The sequence below is a fragment of the Chryseobacterium sp. WLY505 genome, assembly GCF_030846215.1.
Classification (GTDB): Bacteria; Bacteroidota; Bacteroidia; order Flavobacteriales; family Weeksellaceae; genus Chryseobacterium.
The window spans coordinates 85,881-101,461 of the sequence record NZ_JAVCWI010000013.1 but is presented as its reverse complement, the minus strand read 5'-3'; the positions used below and the strand labels follow the sequence as shown (position 1 = coordinate 101,461).

At 37.0% G+C, this 15,581-nt stretch carries 13 protein-coding genes; 9 read left to right on the top strand and 4 right to left on the bottom strand.

All coding sequences use genetic code 11. The annotated features are described in order from the left end of the window. Positions 1–66 precede the first annotated feature (66 nt). Entirely contained in the window at positions 67–1,494 is a 1,428-nt protein-coding gene (locus RAH34_RS20070) for an oligosaccharide flippase family protein (protein WP_306597295.1), read from the bottom strand. 101 nt (positions 1,495–1,595) lie between these two features. On the opposite strand from RAH34_RS20070, the gene RAH34_RS20065 reads away from it, so the two are divergent. Then, positions 1,596–2,933, top strand: coding sequence for a dihydroorotase (locus RAH34_RS20065; RefSeq protein WP_306597294.1), 1,338 nt, complete (start codon positions 1,596–1,598; stop codon positions 2,931–2,933). Between the two features lie 181 nt (positions 2,934–3,114). On the opposite strand, the gene RAH34_RS20060 is transcribed toward RAH34_RS20065, so the two are convergent. The 3 genes from RAH34_RS20060 to RAH34_RS20050 all read right to left on the bottom strand — a co-directional run bounded on the left by RAH34_RS20060 (position 3,115) and on the right by RAH34_RS20050 (position 7,438). Further along, positions 3,115–5,412, bottom strand: coding sequence for a GH92 family glycosyl hydrolase (locus tag RAH34_RS20060; RefSeq protein ID WP_306597293.1), 2,298 nt, complete (start codon positions 5,410–5,412; stop codon positions 3,115–3,117). Between the two features lie 76 nt (positions 5,413–5,488). After that, positions 5,489–6,172: a response regulator transcription factor gene (locus RAH34_RS20055; RefSeq protein WP_306597292.1), complete on the bottom strand. Its 684-nt coding sequence runs from the start codon at positions 6,170–6,172 to the stop codon at positions 5,489–5,491. A 12-nt stretch (positions 6,173–6,184) separates the two neighbouring features. Further along, complete coding sequence (locus RAH34_RS20050) at positions 6,185–7,438, bottom strand: sensor histidine kinase KdpD (protein ID WP_306597291.1); 1,254 nt, start codon at positions 7,436–7,438, stop codon at positions 6,185–6,187. Positions 7,439–7,597: 159 nt separating this feature from the next. Here RAH34_RS20050 and RAH34_RS20045 point away from each other — a divergent pair, with 159 nt between their 5' ends. The 8 genes from RAH34_RS20045 (at position 7,598) to RAH34_RS20010 (ending at position 15,547) form a co-directional block, all read left to right on the top strand. Then, complete coding sequence (locus RAH34_RS20045) at positions 7,598–8,008, top strand: DUF1573 domain-containing protein (protein WP_062672251.1); 411 nt, start codon at positions 7,598–7,600, stop codon at positions 8,006–8,008. A gap of 175 nt (positions 8,009–8,183) precedes the next feature. Continuing rightward, positions 8,184–9,065, top strand: a complete 882-nt coding sequence (locus tag RAH34_RS20040; RefSeq protein ID WP_034695744.1) for an SDR family oxidoreductase — start codon at positions 8,184–8,186, stop codon at positions 9,063–9,065. Between the two features lie 84 nt (positions 9,066–9,149). Next, a complete protein-coding gene (locus tag RAH34_RS20035; protein WP_306597290.1) occupies positions 9,150–11,090 on the top strand; it encodes a M1 family metallopeptidase in 1,941 nt (646 codons plus the stop codon). Positions 11,091–11,896: 806 nt separating this feature from the next. After that, positions 11,897–12,784 carry a DUF2589 domain-containing protein gene (locus RAH34_RS20030; RefSeq protein ID WP_306597289.1) on the top strand — a complete coding sequence of 296 codons (888 nt, stop codon included), beginning with the start codon at positions 11,897–11,899 and terminating at the stop codon, positions 12,782–12,784. A gap of 15 nt (positions 12,785–12,799) precedes the next feature. After that, the gene (locus tag RAH34_RS20025) at positions 12,800–13,495 is read left to right on the top strand and encodes a hypothetical protein (RefSeq protein WP_114822010.1); all 696 of its coding nucleotides are present in this window, start codon (positions 12,800–12,802) and stop codon (positions 13,493–13,495) included. Beyond that, the gene (locus tag RAH34_RS20020; RefSeq protein WP_306597288.1) at positions 13,495–14,073 is read left to right on the top strand and encodes a hypothetical protein; all 579 of its coding nucleotides are present in this window, start codon (positions 13,495–13,497) and stop codon (positions 14,071–14,073) included. Before RAH34_RS20025 ends, RAH34_RS20020 begins: the two co-directional genes overlap by 1 nt. Positions 14,074–14,084: 11 nt before the next feature. Then, positions 14,085–15,347 (top strand): S8 family serine peptidase, encoded by a 1,263-nt coding sequence (locus tag RAH34_RS20015; protein ID WP_306597287.1) that lies wholly within the window; start codon positions 14,085–14,087, stop codon positions 15,345–15,347. Continuing rightward, on the top strand, positions 15,344–15,547 hold the full coding sequence (locus tag RAH34_RS20010) for a hypothetical protein (protein ID WP_114822007.1): 204 nt from the start codon (positions 15,344–15,346) through the stop codon (positions 15,545–15,547). The genes RAH34_RS20015 and RAH34_RS20010 overlap by 4 nt, the downstream gene beginning before the upstream one ends. Positions 15,548–15,581 lie beyond the last annotated feature (34 nt).

Here is a 15,581-nt window from a genome sequence, read left to right as displayed (position 1 = left end):
ATATCTTTTTAAATAATTGTTTAAATTAACAATAGGTTGGTGTACAAGCAAAATAAAGACCAAAGTTTAATTCTTCCTGATTCTTGATAAAATCAGGTTTTTTTCAGAATAAATCAAAATTCCTGTAAAGATCAAAAAGAGTAAATTACTGGTAATAATATTATAATTGAGAAACTTTACAATGATGAAACTGAAGATACCAAGCAGCAATAGAAAGAAAGACATTTTCTTCATTCTGTAGGGAATAGGATAATATTTTTGACCTAAGAGATAGGAAACAATCATCATAACAACGTAAGCACCAAAAGTAGCCCATGCAGATCCTATCATGCTGTGGTAGTAATTTAAAGCAAGGAGATTAAGTCCTATATTGATTCCTGCTCCGAGCCATGAAATGACAGTTCCCATACTGGTTCTGTCTGTTACCTTATACCATGTTGAAAAGTTATAGTATATTCCAAAGCAAAGATTGGCAATAACAATAATCGGAATAATATCTATAGCGATCCAATAAGACTTATTAGGAATAAAAACTGCTTTCAGCCATGATATATTCGCAATGATTCCCAATGCTACAGCACAGGCGAAAAAGGCAAAATATTCTGCAACTTTGGCGTAGGTTTTTTTCGCATCTCCTTTATCCATTTGTTTAAAGAAGAAAGGTTCAATACCCATTCTGTAAGCGGTAACAAATAATGTCATCAGTACAGCTAGCTTATAGCATCCTCCATAAGCTCCGGCTTCTTCATCTGAAATATGATTTCTCTGGATAGACTTATCAAAATTTTCATTAATCATAAAAGCAAAACCTGCCAGCATCAGCGGAAAGGAATATTTGATCATGCGCTTAAACAAAGAGGTTACAAACTGGAATCTTACCTTTAATATGATAGGAAATAATAATAAGAAGCCCAGCGCACTTCCTGCCAGGTTACTAAAGAAAGGATAGTCAACATTTTGGTCCAATCCCATGCTTTTTGATATACTTGCCGGAATCCAAAAGAATAAAGCTGCGGTAAAAACAGCCTGAAATATAGACTGAACAATTCTTACAGCAGAATATTTAATGGGCTTGTTGTGGAAACGCAGCCATGCAAAAGGAATTACCAACAGATTGTCAAAAAAGGCAATCAGGGCAAACCATCTGATGTATTCAGGGTTATCGTGGTATCCTGCATAATCAGCAATGGGTTGATTGAACAAATAGCACAATGCAAGGAAAAGAGTGGACGTAGAAAATAAAAACCAGAATGAGGTATTGAAGGTTTTTTTCTCATTATCCTCTTCGGCTGAAAATCTGAAATATGCTGTTTCAAAACCAAAAGAAAGGATAATGTTCACAAATGAGATCCACGCATAAAGCTGGGTGAAAATCGCAAAACCTTCATTGGGAATCTTATAGATCAAAAGTGGATTAAGGATAAATAGAATGATTCTTGGCGCTATTGCTCCTACTCCGTAGATGATTGTTTGTCCTAATAGTTTCTTGTACAAAGCCGAATTTTTTTTGCAAATGTAAAACTTTAAGCATTCGTTTTGCGATTTTGGGGTGAATTAAAACTTAAAATCTTAATTTTACAGCGAAATAAATTGAAATGAAAGTTCTTATAAAAAACGTAAATATCGTTAACGAAGGAAAAGTCTTTGAAAGTGATATCCTGATAGAAAATGATTTGATTTCTAAAATAGCGGCAGGTATTTCTGAAGATGCGGATCAGGTTATAGATGGCTCAGGAAAGTATCTTCTTCCCGGAGTAATAGATGACCAGGTGCATTTCCGTGAGCCGGGACTTACCCATAAAGGAGACATTGAAAGCGAATCAAGATCTGCCATAGCTGGTGGAATAACCAGTTTTATAGATCAGCCCAATACTGTTCCCAATGCAGTTACCCAGGAGTTACTGGCAGATAAATATGAGATTGCTTCTCAAAAGGCATATGCCAACTACGGTTTTATGATGGGCGGAACGAATGATAATCTGGAGGAAGTTTTGAAAACAAATCCTAGAAATGTTCCCGGAATTAAGTTGTTTTTAGGTTCATCTACAGGAAATATGCTTGTGGATAATCCGGAAACACTGGAGAATATTTTCAGTAATACCAAAATGCTGATTGCCGTTCACTGTGAAGATGAAGCTACCATCAGAGCCAATACTCAGAAATATATGGATGAATACGGGGATGATATACCTGTAAAATTCCATCACCTGATCAGAAGTGAAGAAGCATGTTATAAGTCTTCATCCAAAGCCATTGAGCTTGCGGAAAAAACGGGAGCGAGACTTCACGTTTTCCATCTTTCAACAGCAAAGGAAATGGAACTTTTCCGAAATGATATTCCCTTAAAAGATAAAAAAATTACTGCTGAGGTTTGTGTTCATCACCTTACTTTTACCAATGAGGATTATGAAACAAGAGGAGGTCTTATCAAATGGAATCCGGCGGTAAAAACCCAGAAAGATAAAGATGCCCTTTGGGAAGCATTATTGGATGACAGAATTGATGTGATTGCTACAGATCATGCGCCACATACTGCAGAAGAGAAAAATAATGTATATACAAAATGCCCCTCAGGAGCACCTTTGGTGCAGCATTCACTGGTGGTGATGCTTGAAAACTATAAGAACGGTAAAATATCGCTTGAGAAAATCGTTGAAAAGATGGCTCATAATCCAGCAATCCTTTTCAAAGTTGAAAAAAGAGGTTTTGTAAGAGAAGGGTATAAAGCGGATCTTGTTTTAGTAGATTTAAATCAGGATTGGACGGTTTCCAAAGACAATTTACTATACAAATGTGGCTGGAGTCCACTGGAAGGAATGAATTTCCACTCTAAAGTTACCCATACTTTTGTCAATGGACATCTGGTGTATGATAATGGTACAATTGCTGAGGGAAAATTCGGAGAAAGATTGCTTTTTGAACCAAGAGATTAATAAAATATTATTAGGATAAATCAATAGGAGCGGGCTTTAGCCCGCTCTCTTATTTTATATCTTCCATTGGCTTCAGCCAAAACTTATTCTTAGTTCTCGCAGATGTAGGAGATTACGCAGATTTTTTTACCCAATCATCTGCTCAATCCGTATTATCTGCGAGAATAGATTTATTCATTATTTACTTCTTCGCTTTATTCCCCATGTAAAAAGTAAGTTTTCCGCCATTCATAATATCAGAATGCTTCAATGTAAAGTTTTTAATCTCTTTTCCATTCAAAAGAACCTTCTGTATATATACATTTTTCGGACTTTGATTGATCGCTTCGATTTCAAAAGTTTTTCCGTTTTCCAGATTCAATACAGCGTTATCAATCGCAGGGCTGCCGATAGCATAATCTTCAGAACCGGGAGCTACAGGATAAAAACCTAATGAACTTAAAATATACCATGCACTCATTTGCCCGGCATCATCATTTCCGCCCAGCCCGTCCGGTGTTGCTTTGTATTGCATTTCCAGAATACGACGGATTTGTGCCTGTGCTTTCCATGGCTGTCCGGCCCAGTTGTAGAAATAAGCTACATGGTGAGCAGGTTCATTTCCGTGAACATAGCCACCGATAATTCCTTCCCTTGTAATATCTTCGGTATCTGCAAAGAATTCATCTGGTAAATGCATCGTGAAGAGTTCGTCCAGTTTAGATGCAAATTTCTTCTTTCCACCCATCATCGTGATCAGTTCCGCTGGATTTTGTGGAACAAAGAAACTGTAGTTCCACGAGTTACCTTCAATAAAACCTTGTCCATGGGTACTTAAGACATCAAAATCCTTTTTAAAGCTTCCATCAGCCAGACGCGGACGCATAAATCCGATCGTTTTGTCGAAATTATTTTTCCAGTTTCCAGACCGTTTGATAAACTGATTATAGATTTCTGTTTTGTTTAAATACTTTGCAAGCTGAGCAATCGCCCAGTCGTCATAGGCATATTCTAATGTATTGGAAACTGAAGTTCCATTCTTTTCAGCAGGAATATATCCAAGATCAATGTATTGTCCGATGCCTTCATAATTTCTTTTATTAGCAGTTTCTATACAAGCTTTCAATGCTTCTTCAGGATCGCCTTTATAATTTCCTTTAATAATGGCATCAGCCACTACACTTACACTGTGGTATCCACTCATACACCAGTTGTCATTGGCGTAATGTGACCAGATCGGCAGCATTTTCATCGAAAACTGATTGTAATGAGCCATCATTGATTTTACCATGTCGCCATTTCGTTTAGGCTGGATGATATTAAAAAATGGATGGAGTGTACGGTAAGTATCCCAAAGAGAGAACGTCGTATAATTGGTAAAGCCATCCGCTTTGTGAACATTCTGATCCAACCCTTTATATTCTCCATTTACGTCCATATAAGTAGTAGGATTAATGAAGGTATGATACATTGCTGTATAGAAATTCGTTTTTTCTGTGTCCGAGCCTTTTATAACAATTTTATTTAATTCCTTATTCCAGTTGTCCTGGGCTTGAGCTTTAGCCTGATCGAAGGTTATATTTCCTGCTTCTTTTTCCAGATTTTCCAGGGCATTGGCCTGGCTTACCGGAGAAATGGCCAATTTTACTTCAATAGCTTCATTTTCACTGGTATCAAAATCAAAATACATTTTCAGATCCTTGCCTGCGATTTCCGGGAAATTCTGATTTTGGTCAAATTTTCGCCAAAACCCTTTATAAACTTGCTTTTCATCGAAATTTTGCTGGCCGTAAGATTTAAAAGGTTTTGAAAACTTCATGGCAAAATAAACCGTTCTGGTTCTTGCCCAGCCGTTGGTCTGCCGGTAGCCTGTGATGGTATTTCCGTTTTCTACACGAACATATGTCCATACATTTTTTCCATCATAGTTATAAATACCAGCCATCAGATCCAGAATAATATGAGACTGGTCAGATTTCGGGAAAGTATAGCGGTGAATTCCCACTCTTGGTGTTGCCGTCAGTTCTGCAAGGATATTGTGATCATCCAGTTTTACTTTGTAATATCCGGCTTCTGCTGTTTCGTTCTGGTGTGAAAATCTACTTCTGTAGCCACTTTCCGGATGGGAAGCTGTTCCCGGATTCAACTGAAGTTTTCCTACAGTAGGCATCACCAGAAAATCTCCCAGATCAGAATGTCCTGTTCCGCTGAAATGGGTAGAGCTGAAACCTACAATGGTTTTATCTTCATAACGGTAGCCGGCACAGTATTTATACACCTCGCCATTATACTTTCCGTTAAGTTCATATGAGATGGAGTCTGTTTCAGGGCTTAGCTGTACGGCACCAAAAGGAACAGTGGCTCCCGGATACGTATGTCCCATCTTTTCGGTTCCGATAAGTGGGTTGACATATTGGATTAATTTTTCAAATTTTTGAGCCTTAAACTGTGTACTTACACATAAAAGAAATAGAAAAACAGTAGATCTGTGATTTTTCATTAATGATCAATTTTCAAAGTTTAAAATTAATTAAAATCATCATTTGCTGTTGTGTTTTAAAGTAATTAAGGGCTATTTATTCTTTTTCAGAAAATCGGAAACCTATTCCGTGGAGGTTTTCTATTAAAATGTTTTGCTCTTCAGCCAGTACTTTTCGTAATCGGGAAATAAATACATCGAGGCTTCGTCCCATAAAATAATCATCATCTCCCCAGATGGCCCTCAGAATTTCCTGTCTTTTGACCACCAGGTTTTTGTGGCGGATAAAATATAAAAGGAGATCAGATTCTCTTTGGGTAAGGGTAACACTGTTTTCCATGCCTTGGAGGGTGTAATTTTTAGGATCAAAATCATATTTCCCAACTTTATATTTGAGCAGAGAAGTATCTGTTTTCTTTGTGCGCTTAAGGAAAACTTCAATTTTCAGCATCAGTTCTTCAATACTGAAAGGCTTTACCAGATAATCATCAGCCCCTATTTTAAGCCCTTTGATTCTGTCTTCTTTTAAAGCTTTTGCAGAGATAAAAATAATCGGAACCTCAGCATTTTTACTACGGATTCGCTGTGCTACCTCAAATCCGTTCATGCCGGGCATCATGATATCCAGCAGACAAATATCGAAATCCTGACTGTTAAATGCTTCCCATGCAGATTCACCATCAGAATAACAGCTGATATCATAATAACTTTCCAGGCTGTCTTCCACCAGAAAAGCTATTGTTTTGTCATCTTCGGCATATAAAATTTTAGATTTCTCCATACTTACACATGATTAATTTGAAAACGGGAAGAAGAGTGTTGTAGTAATTCCTTTATCCTCATTATTCTCCACAGAAATTTTCCAGTGATGCTGTTGAACGACTTTTTTTACATAAAATAATCCCAGTCCGAAACCATTCACTTCTTCACTTCTTTTGGTATGTACCCGATAAAATTTTTCAAAAATATGAGGAATATTTTTAGCGGGAATTCCCATTCCGTTGTCTTTAAACTTTAAATATAAGCCTTTTGAATCTTTATAGGCTGAAATTTTGATCACAGGATTTGTTTCACAATACTTGATGGAATTATCCAGCAGGTTGTAAATGATATTGGTAAAGTGAAATTCATCTGCCATTACTGAAGTACTGTTTTCAATATCGATCTCAATGCTGAGGTCCTTGTTTTTATGCTGCACATTGTCTGCAATTTCCTGAATAAAAGGAAGAAGCAGAATTTTTTGAGGTTTTAATGAAAGCCCGGCCGCATCGTTCTTCGCAATATTCAATATTTTCTCGATATGGCTATTGAGCTTGTGACTTTGATTGATAATAATGGAAGTATAGGTCTGTAGTTTAGAGTTTTCCTGTACCATTTCCTGTTTATTAAGCGCTTCCGAAGCTAAAAGTATTGAGGATAAAGGAGTCTTGAACTCATGAGTCATATTATTGATAAAATCACGCTGCAACTCCGAAAACTTCTTCTGCTGAATGATCGTATAAATAGAATATACATACACCAAAAGGATGATGATAAGGGCAAATGTAAGGAGATACCAGAATCGTAATGAACTGATCAGATAAGTGGTTTTATCCGGGAAGCGTATGGAAAAGTAATAGATCAGATTTTTATGCTTCGGAAAATTGATCACCTTATTGCTGGGGCTTTCCTGATGCGAGGTCATGTATTTTCCATAGATCATTTTATCGCTGTGGCAATTGTATAATGCATACACATAATCTGTATTGATCTGAAAGCGGGTAAATTCTGTCTTTAGATAATATTCAAGAACTACGGGGTGAAATTCATTGTTGATATTAACCACATAATAATCGTTGGCAATATTCTGTACGGGATTTTCAGTATAGGATGTCTTTCCTCCGGAAAGTTTTTCTGCAACCTCCATTAAAGCAATATTGACTTTTTGGTTAAACTTTTTATCTTCAAGATTATAAGCCTGTATCGTCCACATCAATTGTGCTATTAAAATTCCGATAATAGCAATGAACCCCAGTGTGATGATAATATTGAGCCTTTTTATTTTCATTTCCTGAAACAATATTATCCAAAAATATCTATTTATCTTTTATCATTAACAACTCATTAACAAATGTTAGACAGCGGTTAACAAGTTGTAATCACAGTCTGCTTTACATTTGCTATATCGAAAGAAAATAATCAGTTTCAAATATTAAAATGTATACTCATGAAAAAACTAAAAATTACAGCTCTTTTGGCCGTGTTGGCATTCTCTCCTTTTTATGCTAATGTATTGACTGCAGACGCTCCATCCATTGTGAAAATGGTTGCAGATGCTATTAAATGGAAATCAGAATCTATTGATGTGGGAAATATTCCTCAGGGTAAACCGAAATTGATCAGATTTGAGTTTACGAATACAAGCTCAAAACCAATCATTATCCAGAATGTAGCGCCTTCTTGCGGATGTACCACTGCGGATTATACAAAAACACCTATCCAGCCTGGAAAAAAAGGATTTGTGGAAGCCAGCTATAATGCGGCGGCAGTTGGACCATTTATGAAGACGGTAAACGTTACTACCAGTGACAGCAAAACTCCTAAGACACTTTCTTTCAAAGGAGTGGTAGCTTCTTAATACATTGTTTTAACAAATGAAAAAATAGCCTGGTAATTGTTATCAGGCTATTTTCTTTTTACATAGTTAATCTATTTTAAGAATAATATAAGGAACAATTATTTGTAGCATTATTTATCAACCCATTTTAAAGGATTGCATTTCAATATTTAGTATTTTTAAGAAAAAATATTTTATGAGTCTATATACACAACCTATGCTGCGCGAAGGTGCACTAAAAGATAAAGTAGCGATTGTAACAGGAGGCGGAAGCGGTCTTGGAAAAGCGATGACCAAATACTTTCTTGAATTGGGTGCCAAAGTAGTGATTACTTCCAGAAACCTGGAAAAATTACAGGGAACAGCTAAGGAACTGGAAGAAGAAACAGGAGGTAAAGTGCTTTGTGTAGCTTGTGATGTAAGAAACTGGGATGAGGTGGAAGCTATGAAAGAAGCAACGTTGAAAGAATTTGGAAAGATTGATATTTTATTGAATAATGCTGCCGGAAACTTTATCTCTCCCACAGAAAAACTGACTCACTCTGCCTTTGACTCTATCCTTGATATTGTTTTAAAAGGAACAAAAAACTGTACTCTTTCAGTAGGAAAACACTGGATAGATTCTAAAACTCCGGGAACTGTGTTAAATATTGTAACAACATATGCATGGACAGGTTCTGCTTATGTAGTACCATCTGCTTGTGCAAAAGCGGGAGTTCTGGCGATGACCAGATCATTGGCTGTAGAATGGGCAAAATACGGAATCCGTTTCAATGCCATTGCGCCAGGACCTTTCCCAACGAAAGGAGCTTGGGACAGACTTCTTCCTGGAGACCTTCAGGAAAAATTTGATATGAAGAAAAAAGTTCCGTTGAGAAGAGTAGGAGAACATCAGGAGCTTGCCAACCTTGCGGCTTATCTGGTTTCCGATTATTCAGCATATATGAATGGGGAAGTGGTAACCATTGATGGAGGAGAATGGCTTCAGGGAGCCGGAGAGTTCAATATGCTTGAAGCAATTCCTAAAGAAATGTGGGATGCGTTAGAAGCGATGATTAAAGCAAAAAAATCGAATTAAATTAAACTTATATTAAAAAAACTCCCGGATGTGTAACAAATCCGGGAGTTTTTTTTACCTATACACTAAATAATACTTTTTCAAATGAATTTTAAACTTCCAACCCTTGTTTCGACGCTTGCAGTGGTTCTGTTCTCAGGATCTGCCTATGCACAGCAAACTCCGAAATATGATTACGTAGAAGCATTTAAGCCGTTCTTTTATCCGCAGACAGGTACAGCAACCCGCTCTGCAAGCGGACAGCCGGGACACGCTTATTGGCAGAATTCAGCGGATTATCATCTGAATGTCAGTCTGAATGAAGATAAAAAAGAGATTACAGGTACAGCAGAAATTACCTATACCAATAACAGCCCTGACAAATTAGGTTTTCTGTGGCTGCAGCTGGATCAGAACCTGTTTGCAAAAGATTCCAGAGGAAATGGGGTAGTTCCGCTTTCTGGAAGCAGAAATGGAGCTCATGGAGAAGAGTTTAATGGTGGATATACCATTAAATCAGTTAAACTTGACGGTAAAAAAGAAGTAAAATATACCATTACTGATACGAGAATGCAGATTGATCTTCCAAAGGAATTAAAAGCCAATGGTGGAGTTGCAAAAATAGAAATTGAATATTCATTTATTTCTCCTGATTATGGGTCAGACAGAATGGGAATTCAGGATACTAAAAACGGTAAAATATTTACTATCGCACAATGGTATCCGAGAATGTGTGTATATGATGATGTCATGGGATGGAATACGCTACCTTACCTTGGAGCTTCAGAGTTTTATTTGGAATACGGAAATATTACAGCTAATATTACTGTACCTGCCAATCAGTATGTAGTGGCATCCGGAGAACTTCTGAATGAGAAAGAAGTGTACAGCAAAGAAGAAATCAGCAGATGGAATGAGGCGAGAAACAGTGATAAAACAGTAATGATCCGTCCTGAGTCTGAAATCGGTAAAAATAAAACTTCAGGAACAAAAACCTGGAAATTTAAAATTAATCAGACAAGAGATTTTGCATGGGCATCATCTGCCGGATTTATTTTAGATGCTGCAAAAATCAATTTACCTAGTGGAAAAAAATCTCTGGCTATTTCAGCTTATCCTGCGGAGAGTGCCGGTGATAAAGCATGGGGAAGATCTACCGAATACACAAAAGCGGCTATAGAACATTATTCAAAAAAATGGTATGAATATACGTATCCGGCAGCCACCAATGTTGCAGGAAATGAAGGTGGAATGGAATATCCGGGAATTGTTTTCTGCCATATGGATTCCAAAGGGGAAGATCTTTGGGGTGTTACAGACCATGAGTTCGGACACAACTGGTTTCCTATGATTGTAGGATCTAATGAGAGATTATTTGCCTGGATGGACGAAGGGTTCAATACATTCATTAACGGACTTTCAACTGAAGCTTTCAATAAAGGAGAATATTATCGTAAACCGAATCTGGCACGATCAGGAACGTATTTGTTAACTGATAATCTTGAGCCTGTAATGGTAGGACCTGATAATATGAAAGAAAGAAGTATCGGAGCTTTGGCTTACTATAAGCCGGGAACAGGATTGGAAGTTTTAAGAGAAACAATTCTGGGCCCTGAAAAATTTGATAAAGCATTCAGAACATATATTGACCGTTGGGCATTTAAACATCCGACGCCATGGGACTTCTTCCATACAATGGAAAACGTTTCGGGAGAAGAACTGAACTGGTTCTGGAGAGGATGGTTCTTTAATAAATGGAAAATTGATCAGTCAGTTAAGAACGTACAATATGTAAACGGAAACTTTAAAAACGGAGTTCAGATTACGGTTGAAAATATTGGCCAGCTGCCAATGCCTACAACGGTACAGATCAGATTCAAAGACGGAACTGCACAGACTGTGAAAATTCCTGTCGAGGTTTGGAAAAGAAATACGGAATGGACATTCAAGGTAGATTCTAAAAAAGAAATAAACGAAGTAAAACTGGATCCGGATTCAGTAGTTCCTGATGTCAATCTGGAAAACAATAGTAAAACGCCGGCATAGAAACGTTGAATCTATTTAAGTTGGCGATTATATACAATTTTACGCCATTGTCATTCTGACGAAGGAAGAATCTCGTGTAAAACCTGGATTCTTCATTTCACTGCGTTACATTCAGAATGACAGAGTGATAATAATAAGTAAGATAGCAGATTAATGTAAAATTGTATATAATTACCTTTAAATTTAACGCAAAGATTAAAATTTAATGCTGAATTTTTAAGGGAGCAAAGATGGAATCAATAGAATTGATTCTTTCTAAGCGTAAGCATATCCATACAGCTTCATCAGCAACTTTGTTGCTTTCTTAGCTTACTTAAGAATATACAATTTTACACCATTGTCATTCTGACGAAGGAAGAATCTCACATAAAACCTGGATTCTTCATTTCACGGCGTTACATTCAGAATGACAGAGTGATAATAATAAGTAAGATAGCAGATTAATGTAAAATTGTATATAATTACCTTTAAATTTAACGCAAAGACTAAAATTTAATGCTGAATTTTTAAGGTGGCAAAGATGGAATCAACTTTATTGATTCTTTCTAAGCGTAAGCATATTCATAAAGCTTCATCAGCAACTTGTTGCTTTCTCAGCTTCCTTAACAATAATAATAGTTAATATGATCTTTGCGTCTATAAAATAAATATTTGCTATATGCATTACAAAAGCCTGAGCTTACCACCGTAAGTTCAGGCTTTTTATTTTTAGGGTGTTTTTCCGGGATAAGTAGAGGGGTTTCCCTACAATGTTTTGGTAGTCAGTGATATAATTTTGTCCCACAATATTAATCAAAACAAAAAACATGGAAACATTAAAATCGGTGCTTGAAGCAAGCCACGCCAAAAAAACAAAAAATGAGTTAATTGATCTTTTGTCAGGAGTAGAAAAAGTGCTTACCCCGGCAGTCTATGAAAAAGTATCGGGAGTTGAAACTTCAGAACTGAGTTCATTGACGAATAAAGAATTATTAGCCATCGTAGACGAATTCAAAAAAAGCTATGATGAAAAGTGGGAAAAATCTTTTTCAGGAGCGTCTTCAGAAATCATGAAAATGATTGCAGGTAAAATAGCTGCTGATGAAGAGATTTTCAGAACTTCTGATGCAGCCAGCGCAGATTTTGCCGCAGAATTGGGAAGCATTGACTTTGCAACTATTATTGGCGGACCTTTGGATGCTTGTGTAAAAGCACAGTCTAATGCCTCTATTGCCACCGTTAATTTCATCAATGAAGTTGGGTTCGAACTTACAGATCCAGCCAATGCTGCCAGTCCTAAAAAACTGAGAATGGCAGAATTCAAGTACAAAAAAAATATTCCGAATCCGGATTTTAAAGAAGATGAGCCGGTAAGTGCTAGCAACCCAAAAACGATTCCGAATGATGTAGAAATTTCAGTGCCTTTTATTGCGCTGTTGAATGTTCCAAGCTTCAGAATTGAAACCTGTGAAGTAGACTTTAATGTTAAACTTAATTCTACCTACACAAAAGACGTAAGTGATGAATTCGGGATCAATGCCGGAGTATCCGGTGGATGGGGACCTGTAAAATTCAAAGTGGATGTATCTTATAAGAGAACTTCCAGTACAGGAATCAAAGTGGAAAAAGAATATTCTCTTGGGGTAAAAGTACGTGCCACCAATGATGAAATGCCTGCAGGGCTTGAGAAAGTGCTTGGACTTCTTTCACAATAACAGATTTTACGAAAGATGATAAAACTATCAGATTACCTGGATTATCTCAACAACGAGATAATTCAGGCTCGTAAAAAAGCAGACGAAAATGCGGTTCTTATTGCCAAAGAGTACGCCCGTCATGAATACCTTAAATATTTCAAGGTTCCGCGTTATGCGCTGCCCAGTGTAAAGATGGATATTCCGATCAAAATCACAGATATAGATTCAGATTCTAAGTATAATTTTAAACTGAATGAAGATCAGTTTGTGACAGAAATAAATGAAAGAATCCGTCTGGTGAATAAGGAGAAGAAATTTAATATTCCTGAAATAAATAAAAGGCAGATTCAAACTGAAGAGTTTAAAACCCTGTTCAGTAAACTGGAAAAAAATGATCAGAAATTCGGACAGCTCCCAGCCACTGAAGTTCTTAAACTGGATCTCAGAAAGAAAATGCAGCTTCTTAATTCCGGAATATTCCGACCTCAGGAAGGAACAGAAGAAGAAACTGATGAACTGAAAGAAATTTTTTCAAAGGTTCTTTTGAATAAATATACGTTGGTGAATGCAAAACTGAACAGCATTTACATAGATCCTAACACCAGTGCAGCAGAAGATAAAGATAAACTATTCATCAACCTTCATGTAGAAATGGAGGAGGAAGGAATCAGGATTGTGTCCTATAAAGATAAGGACGGCAACGAGATAGAACAGATAACTTTTGAGTAATGCAGGAACTTATTCACTTTACGGTACAGAAAATCAAAGAATTGCTGGAACAGTTCAATGAAGTTCAGGCTTTATACCTGTCAAAATCATTTGACTTTGATGCCAGGTTTGATGCATTTCTCAACGAAGTTCTGGAATATTTTCGTACCAAAGGAAACACCAGCCACGAATCTGAAGTGTTGAAAATTATGAATATGATTTCCACCGTTAAAAGAGGTTTTAATCCTATAAAAATGGAAAAAATAGTGAATGGGAGAAGGGAAATGCTTGGAGGATTCTCATTCAACGGGATGGAAAGTATTTATGGTATTCTCATTGAAATATATGCCAGGGAAAACAAAAAACTTGAGGATGCGGAAGAACTTATTTCAGGAATCATTGTCTCATTATATCAGAACGGTATTCTGGATGATGAGAAGCTGAAAGACATGAATTCTGTTCCGAAAATTGAACGTTTCTGGACTTCACTGGTTGAGCAGAATACAGCCATATCAGGAATTAATAAAAAACTCAGACTGACCATTATTCCGGAGGATATTTTTCTTATTCTGGAAAAGGTATTTCTGAAATTAATTTAAAAAAGATTATTATGGAAACCGGAAGATATATCGTTCTGTTGCAGAATCAGCAGAAAACAGCACTCAAAAAAATAGAGAAAGAACTGGAAGTGAGTATCACCTCTTCAGAATTTCTCTCCAAAGAAAACCGTTCTTATGAAATCATTGATCAGGACAATGGTGTGCTTTACAAAAACCTGGGAGTTCTTGTGGTGGATAATATGGATGAAGATCAATTGAAAAGTGCCGTGAAAGATGAGTCAAACTCTATTGTATACTACGAAAAAGAGAGGGAATTTTTTCCTGCAGATGAATTGCAATTGATTAATGAACTCAAAAAACAGTCTGCTGGACTCTCAGAAAAAATTTCAGAACTTGAAAAATATATCACCAGCAAACCTTTGCCTCAAAAATCATTCATTGAAATGGAATGGGGATTAAAAGCAATCGGACTGGAAAATGCGAACTATACAGGAAAAGGAATTGATGTCTGTCTTCTCGATACCGGCCTTGAAACTTCTCACCCGGATTTTTCCAATGAAGAAATTGAAGGAAAGTCTTTCATAGATGGTGAAGACTGGAAAAGGGATCCCAACGGACACGGTACACATTGTGCCGGTGTTGCCACAGGAAATACAAGAAGTGATACCGGAAAACGGTACGGAATTGCCAGGGACTGCAATCTGAAAATAGCAAAAGTACTTGCAGACAATGGAAGAGGAACTACCAGCAGTGTCATTGATGCGATAGACTGGGCCATTTCTAAGAAATTCAGAATATTGTCTCTTTCACTAGCTTCTCCGGTGAAGTTTGATGATCAGCCATCTGTTCTTTTTGAAACCATTGGGGAAAGAGCATTGGAAAATAACTGTCTTATTATAGCCGCTGCAGGAAATGACAGCAACAGACCGCAGATTCCGCAACCTGTTTCAATGCCGGCCAATTCAAAATCAATTATGGCCGTAGGAGCTATTGATGCTCAGATGAAGATCGCGAGATTTTCAAATGCCGGCCTCAATCCGTCCACAGGAGGAAGTATCAATGTCTGTGCTCCGGGAGTTGACATTATCAGTTCGTATCCTAAAAATGCAAAAAATAAAAGTAATTTGTACTACAGCATGAGCGGTACAAGTATGGCAGCACCCCATGTTTCCGGGCTTGCCGCTTTGTATATGGAACAGTTTCCCGATAAATCAGCAAAAGAGATCTGGGAACTGATTGAAAGCAAAGCAAGACCTATTGAAGGCATAAAATACAGAGATATTGGAAACGGTTTAATACAGATATACTTATGATCACTTACCTCGCAGTTTTAAAGAAAGATATAAATTTAAAAAAGCTTGAAGTTCTCCTCAAAAGCAAAGACATAAAGCTGGCTGCTCACTACAAAACCATTGGTGTTGTAAAGCTAGAAAGTGATATTTCCATTTTGGTGTCTGAATTTCAGGAGTATTTTATATCTATAGAAGAAGAAAAAGATAATTTAACAATATAATCACATCAATAAGGCTTTTCTGTCGCAGAGAAGT

Bases quoted from the DNA above. Each gene is read 5' to 3' on its own strand.
- RAH34_RS20055 (WP_306597292.1), bottom strand. From the start codon at position 6,172: ATGGAGAAATCTAAAATTTTATATGCCGAAGATGACAAAACAATAGCT.
- RAH34_RS20050 (WP_306597291.1), bottom strand. From the start codon at position 7,438: ATGAAAATAAAAAGGCTCAATATTATCATCACACTGGGGTTCATTGCT.
- RAH34_RS20065 (WP_306597294.1), top strand. From the start codon at position 1,596: ATGAAAGTTCTTATAAAAAACGTAAATATCGTTAACGAAGGAAAAGTC.
- RAH34_RS20020 (WP_306597288.1), top strand. From the start codon at position 13,495: ATGCAGGAACTTATTCACTTTACGGTACAGAAAATCAAAGAATTGCTG.
- RAH34_RS20035 (WP_306597290.1), top strand. From the start codon at position 9,150: ATGAATTTTAAACTTCCAACCCTTGTTTCGACGCTTGCAGTGGTTCTG.
- RAH34_RS20045 (WP_062672251.1), top strand. From the start codon at position 7,598: ATGAAAAAACTAAAAATTACAGCTCTTTTGGCCGTGTTGGCATTCTCT.
- RAH34_RS20025 (WP_114822010.1), top strand. From the start codon at position 12,800: ATGATAAAACTATCAGATTACCTGGATTATCTCAACAACGAGATAATT.
- RAH34_RS20060 (WP_306597293.1), bottom strand. From the start codon at position 5,412: ATGAAAAATCACAGATCTACTGTTTTTCTATTTCTTTTATGTGTAAGT.
- RAH34_RS20015 (WP_306597287.1), top strand. From the start codon at position 14,085: ATGGAAACCGGAAGATATATCGTTCTGTTGCAGAATCAGCAGAAAACA.
- RAH34_RS20040 (WP_034695744.1), top strand. From the start codon at position 8,184: ATGAGTCTATATACACAACCTATGCTGCGCGAAGGTGCACTAAAAGAT.
- RAH34_RS20030 (WP_306597289.1), top strand. From the start codon at position 11,897: ATGGAAACATTAAAATCGGTGCTTGAAGCAAGCCACGCCAAAAAAACA.
- RAH34_RS20010 (WP_114822007.1), top strand. From the start codon at position 15,344: ATGATCACTTACCTCGCAGTTTTAAAGAAAGATATAAATTTAAAAAAG.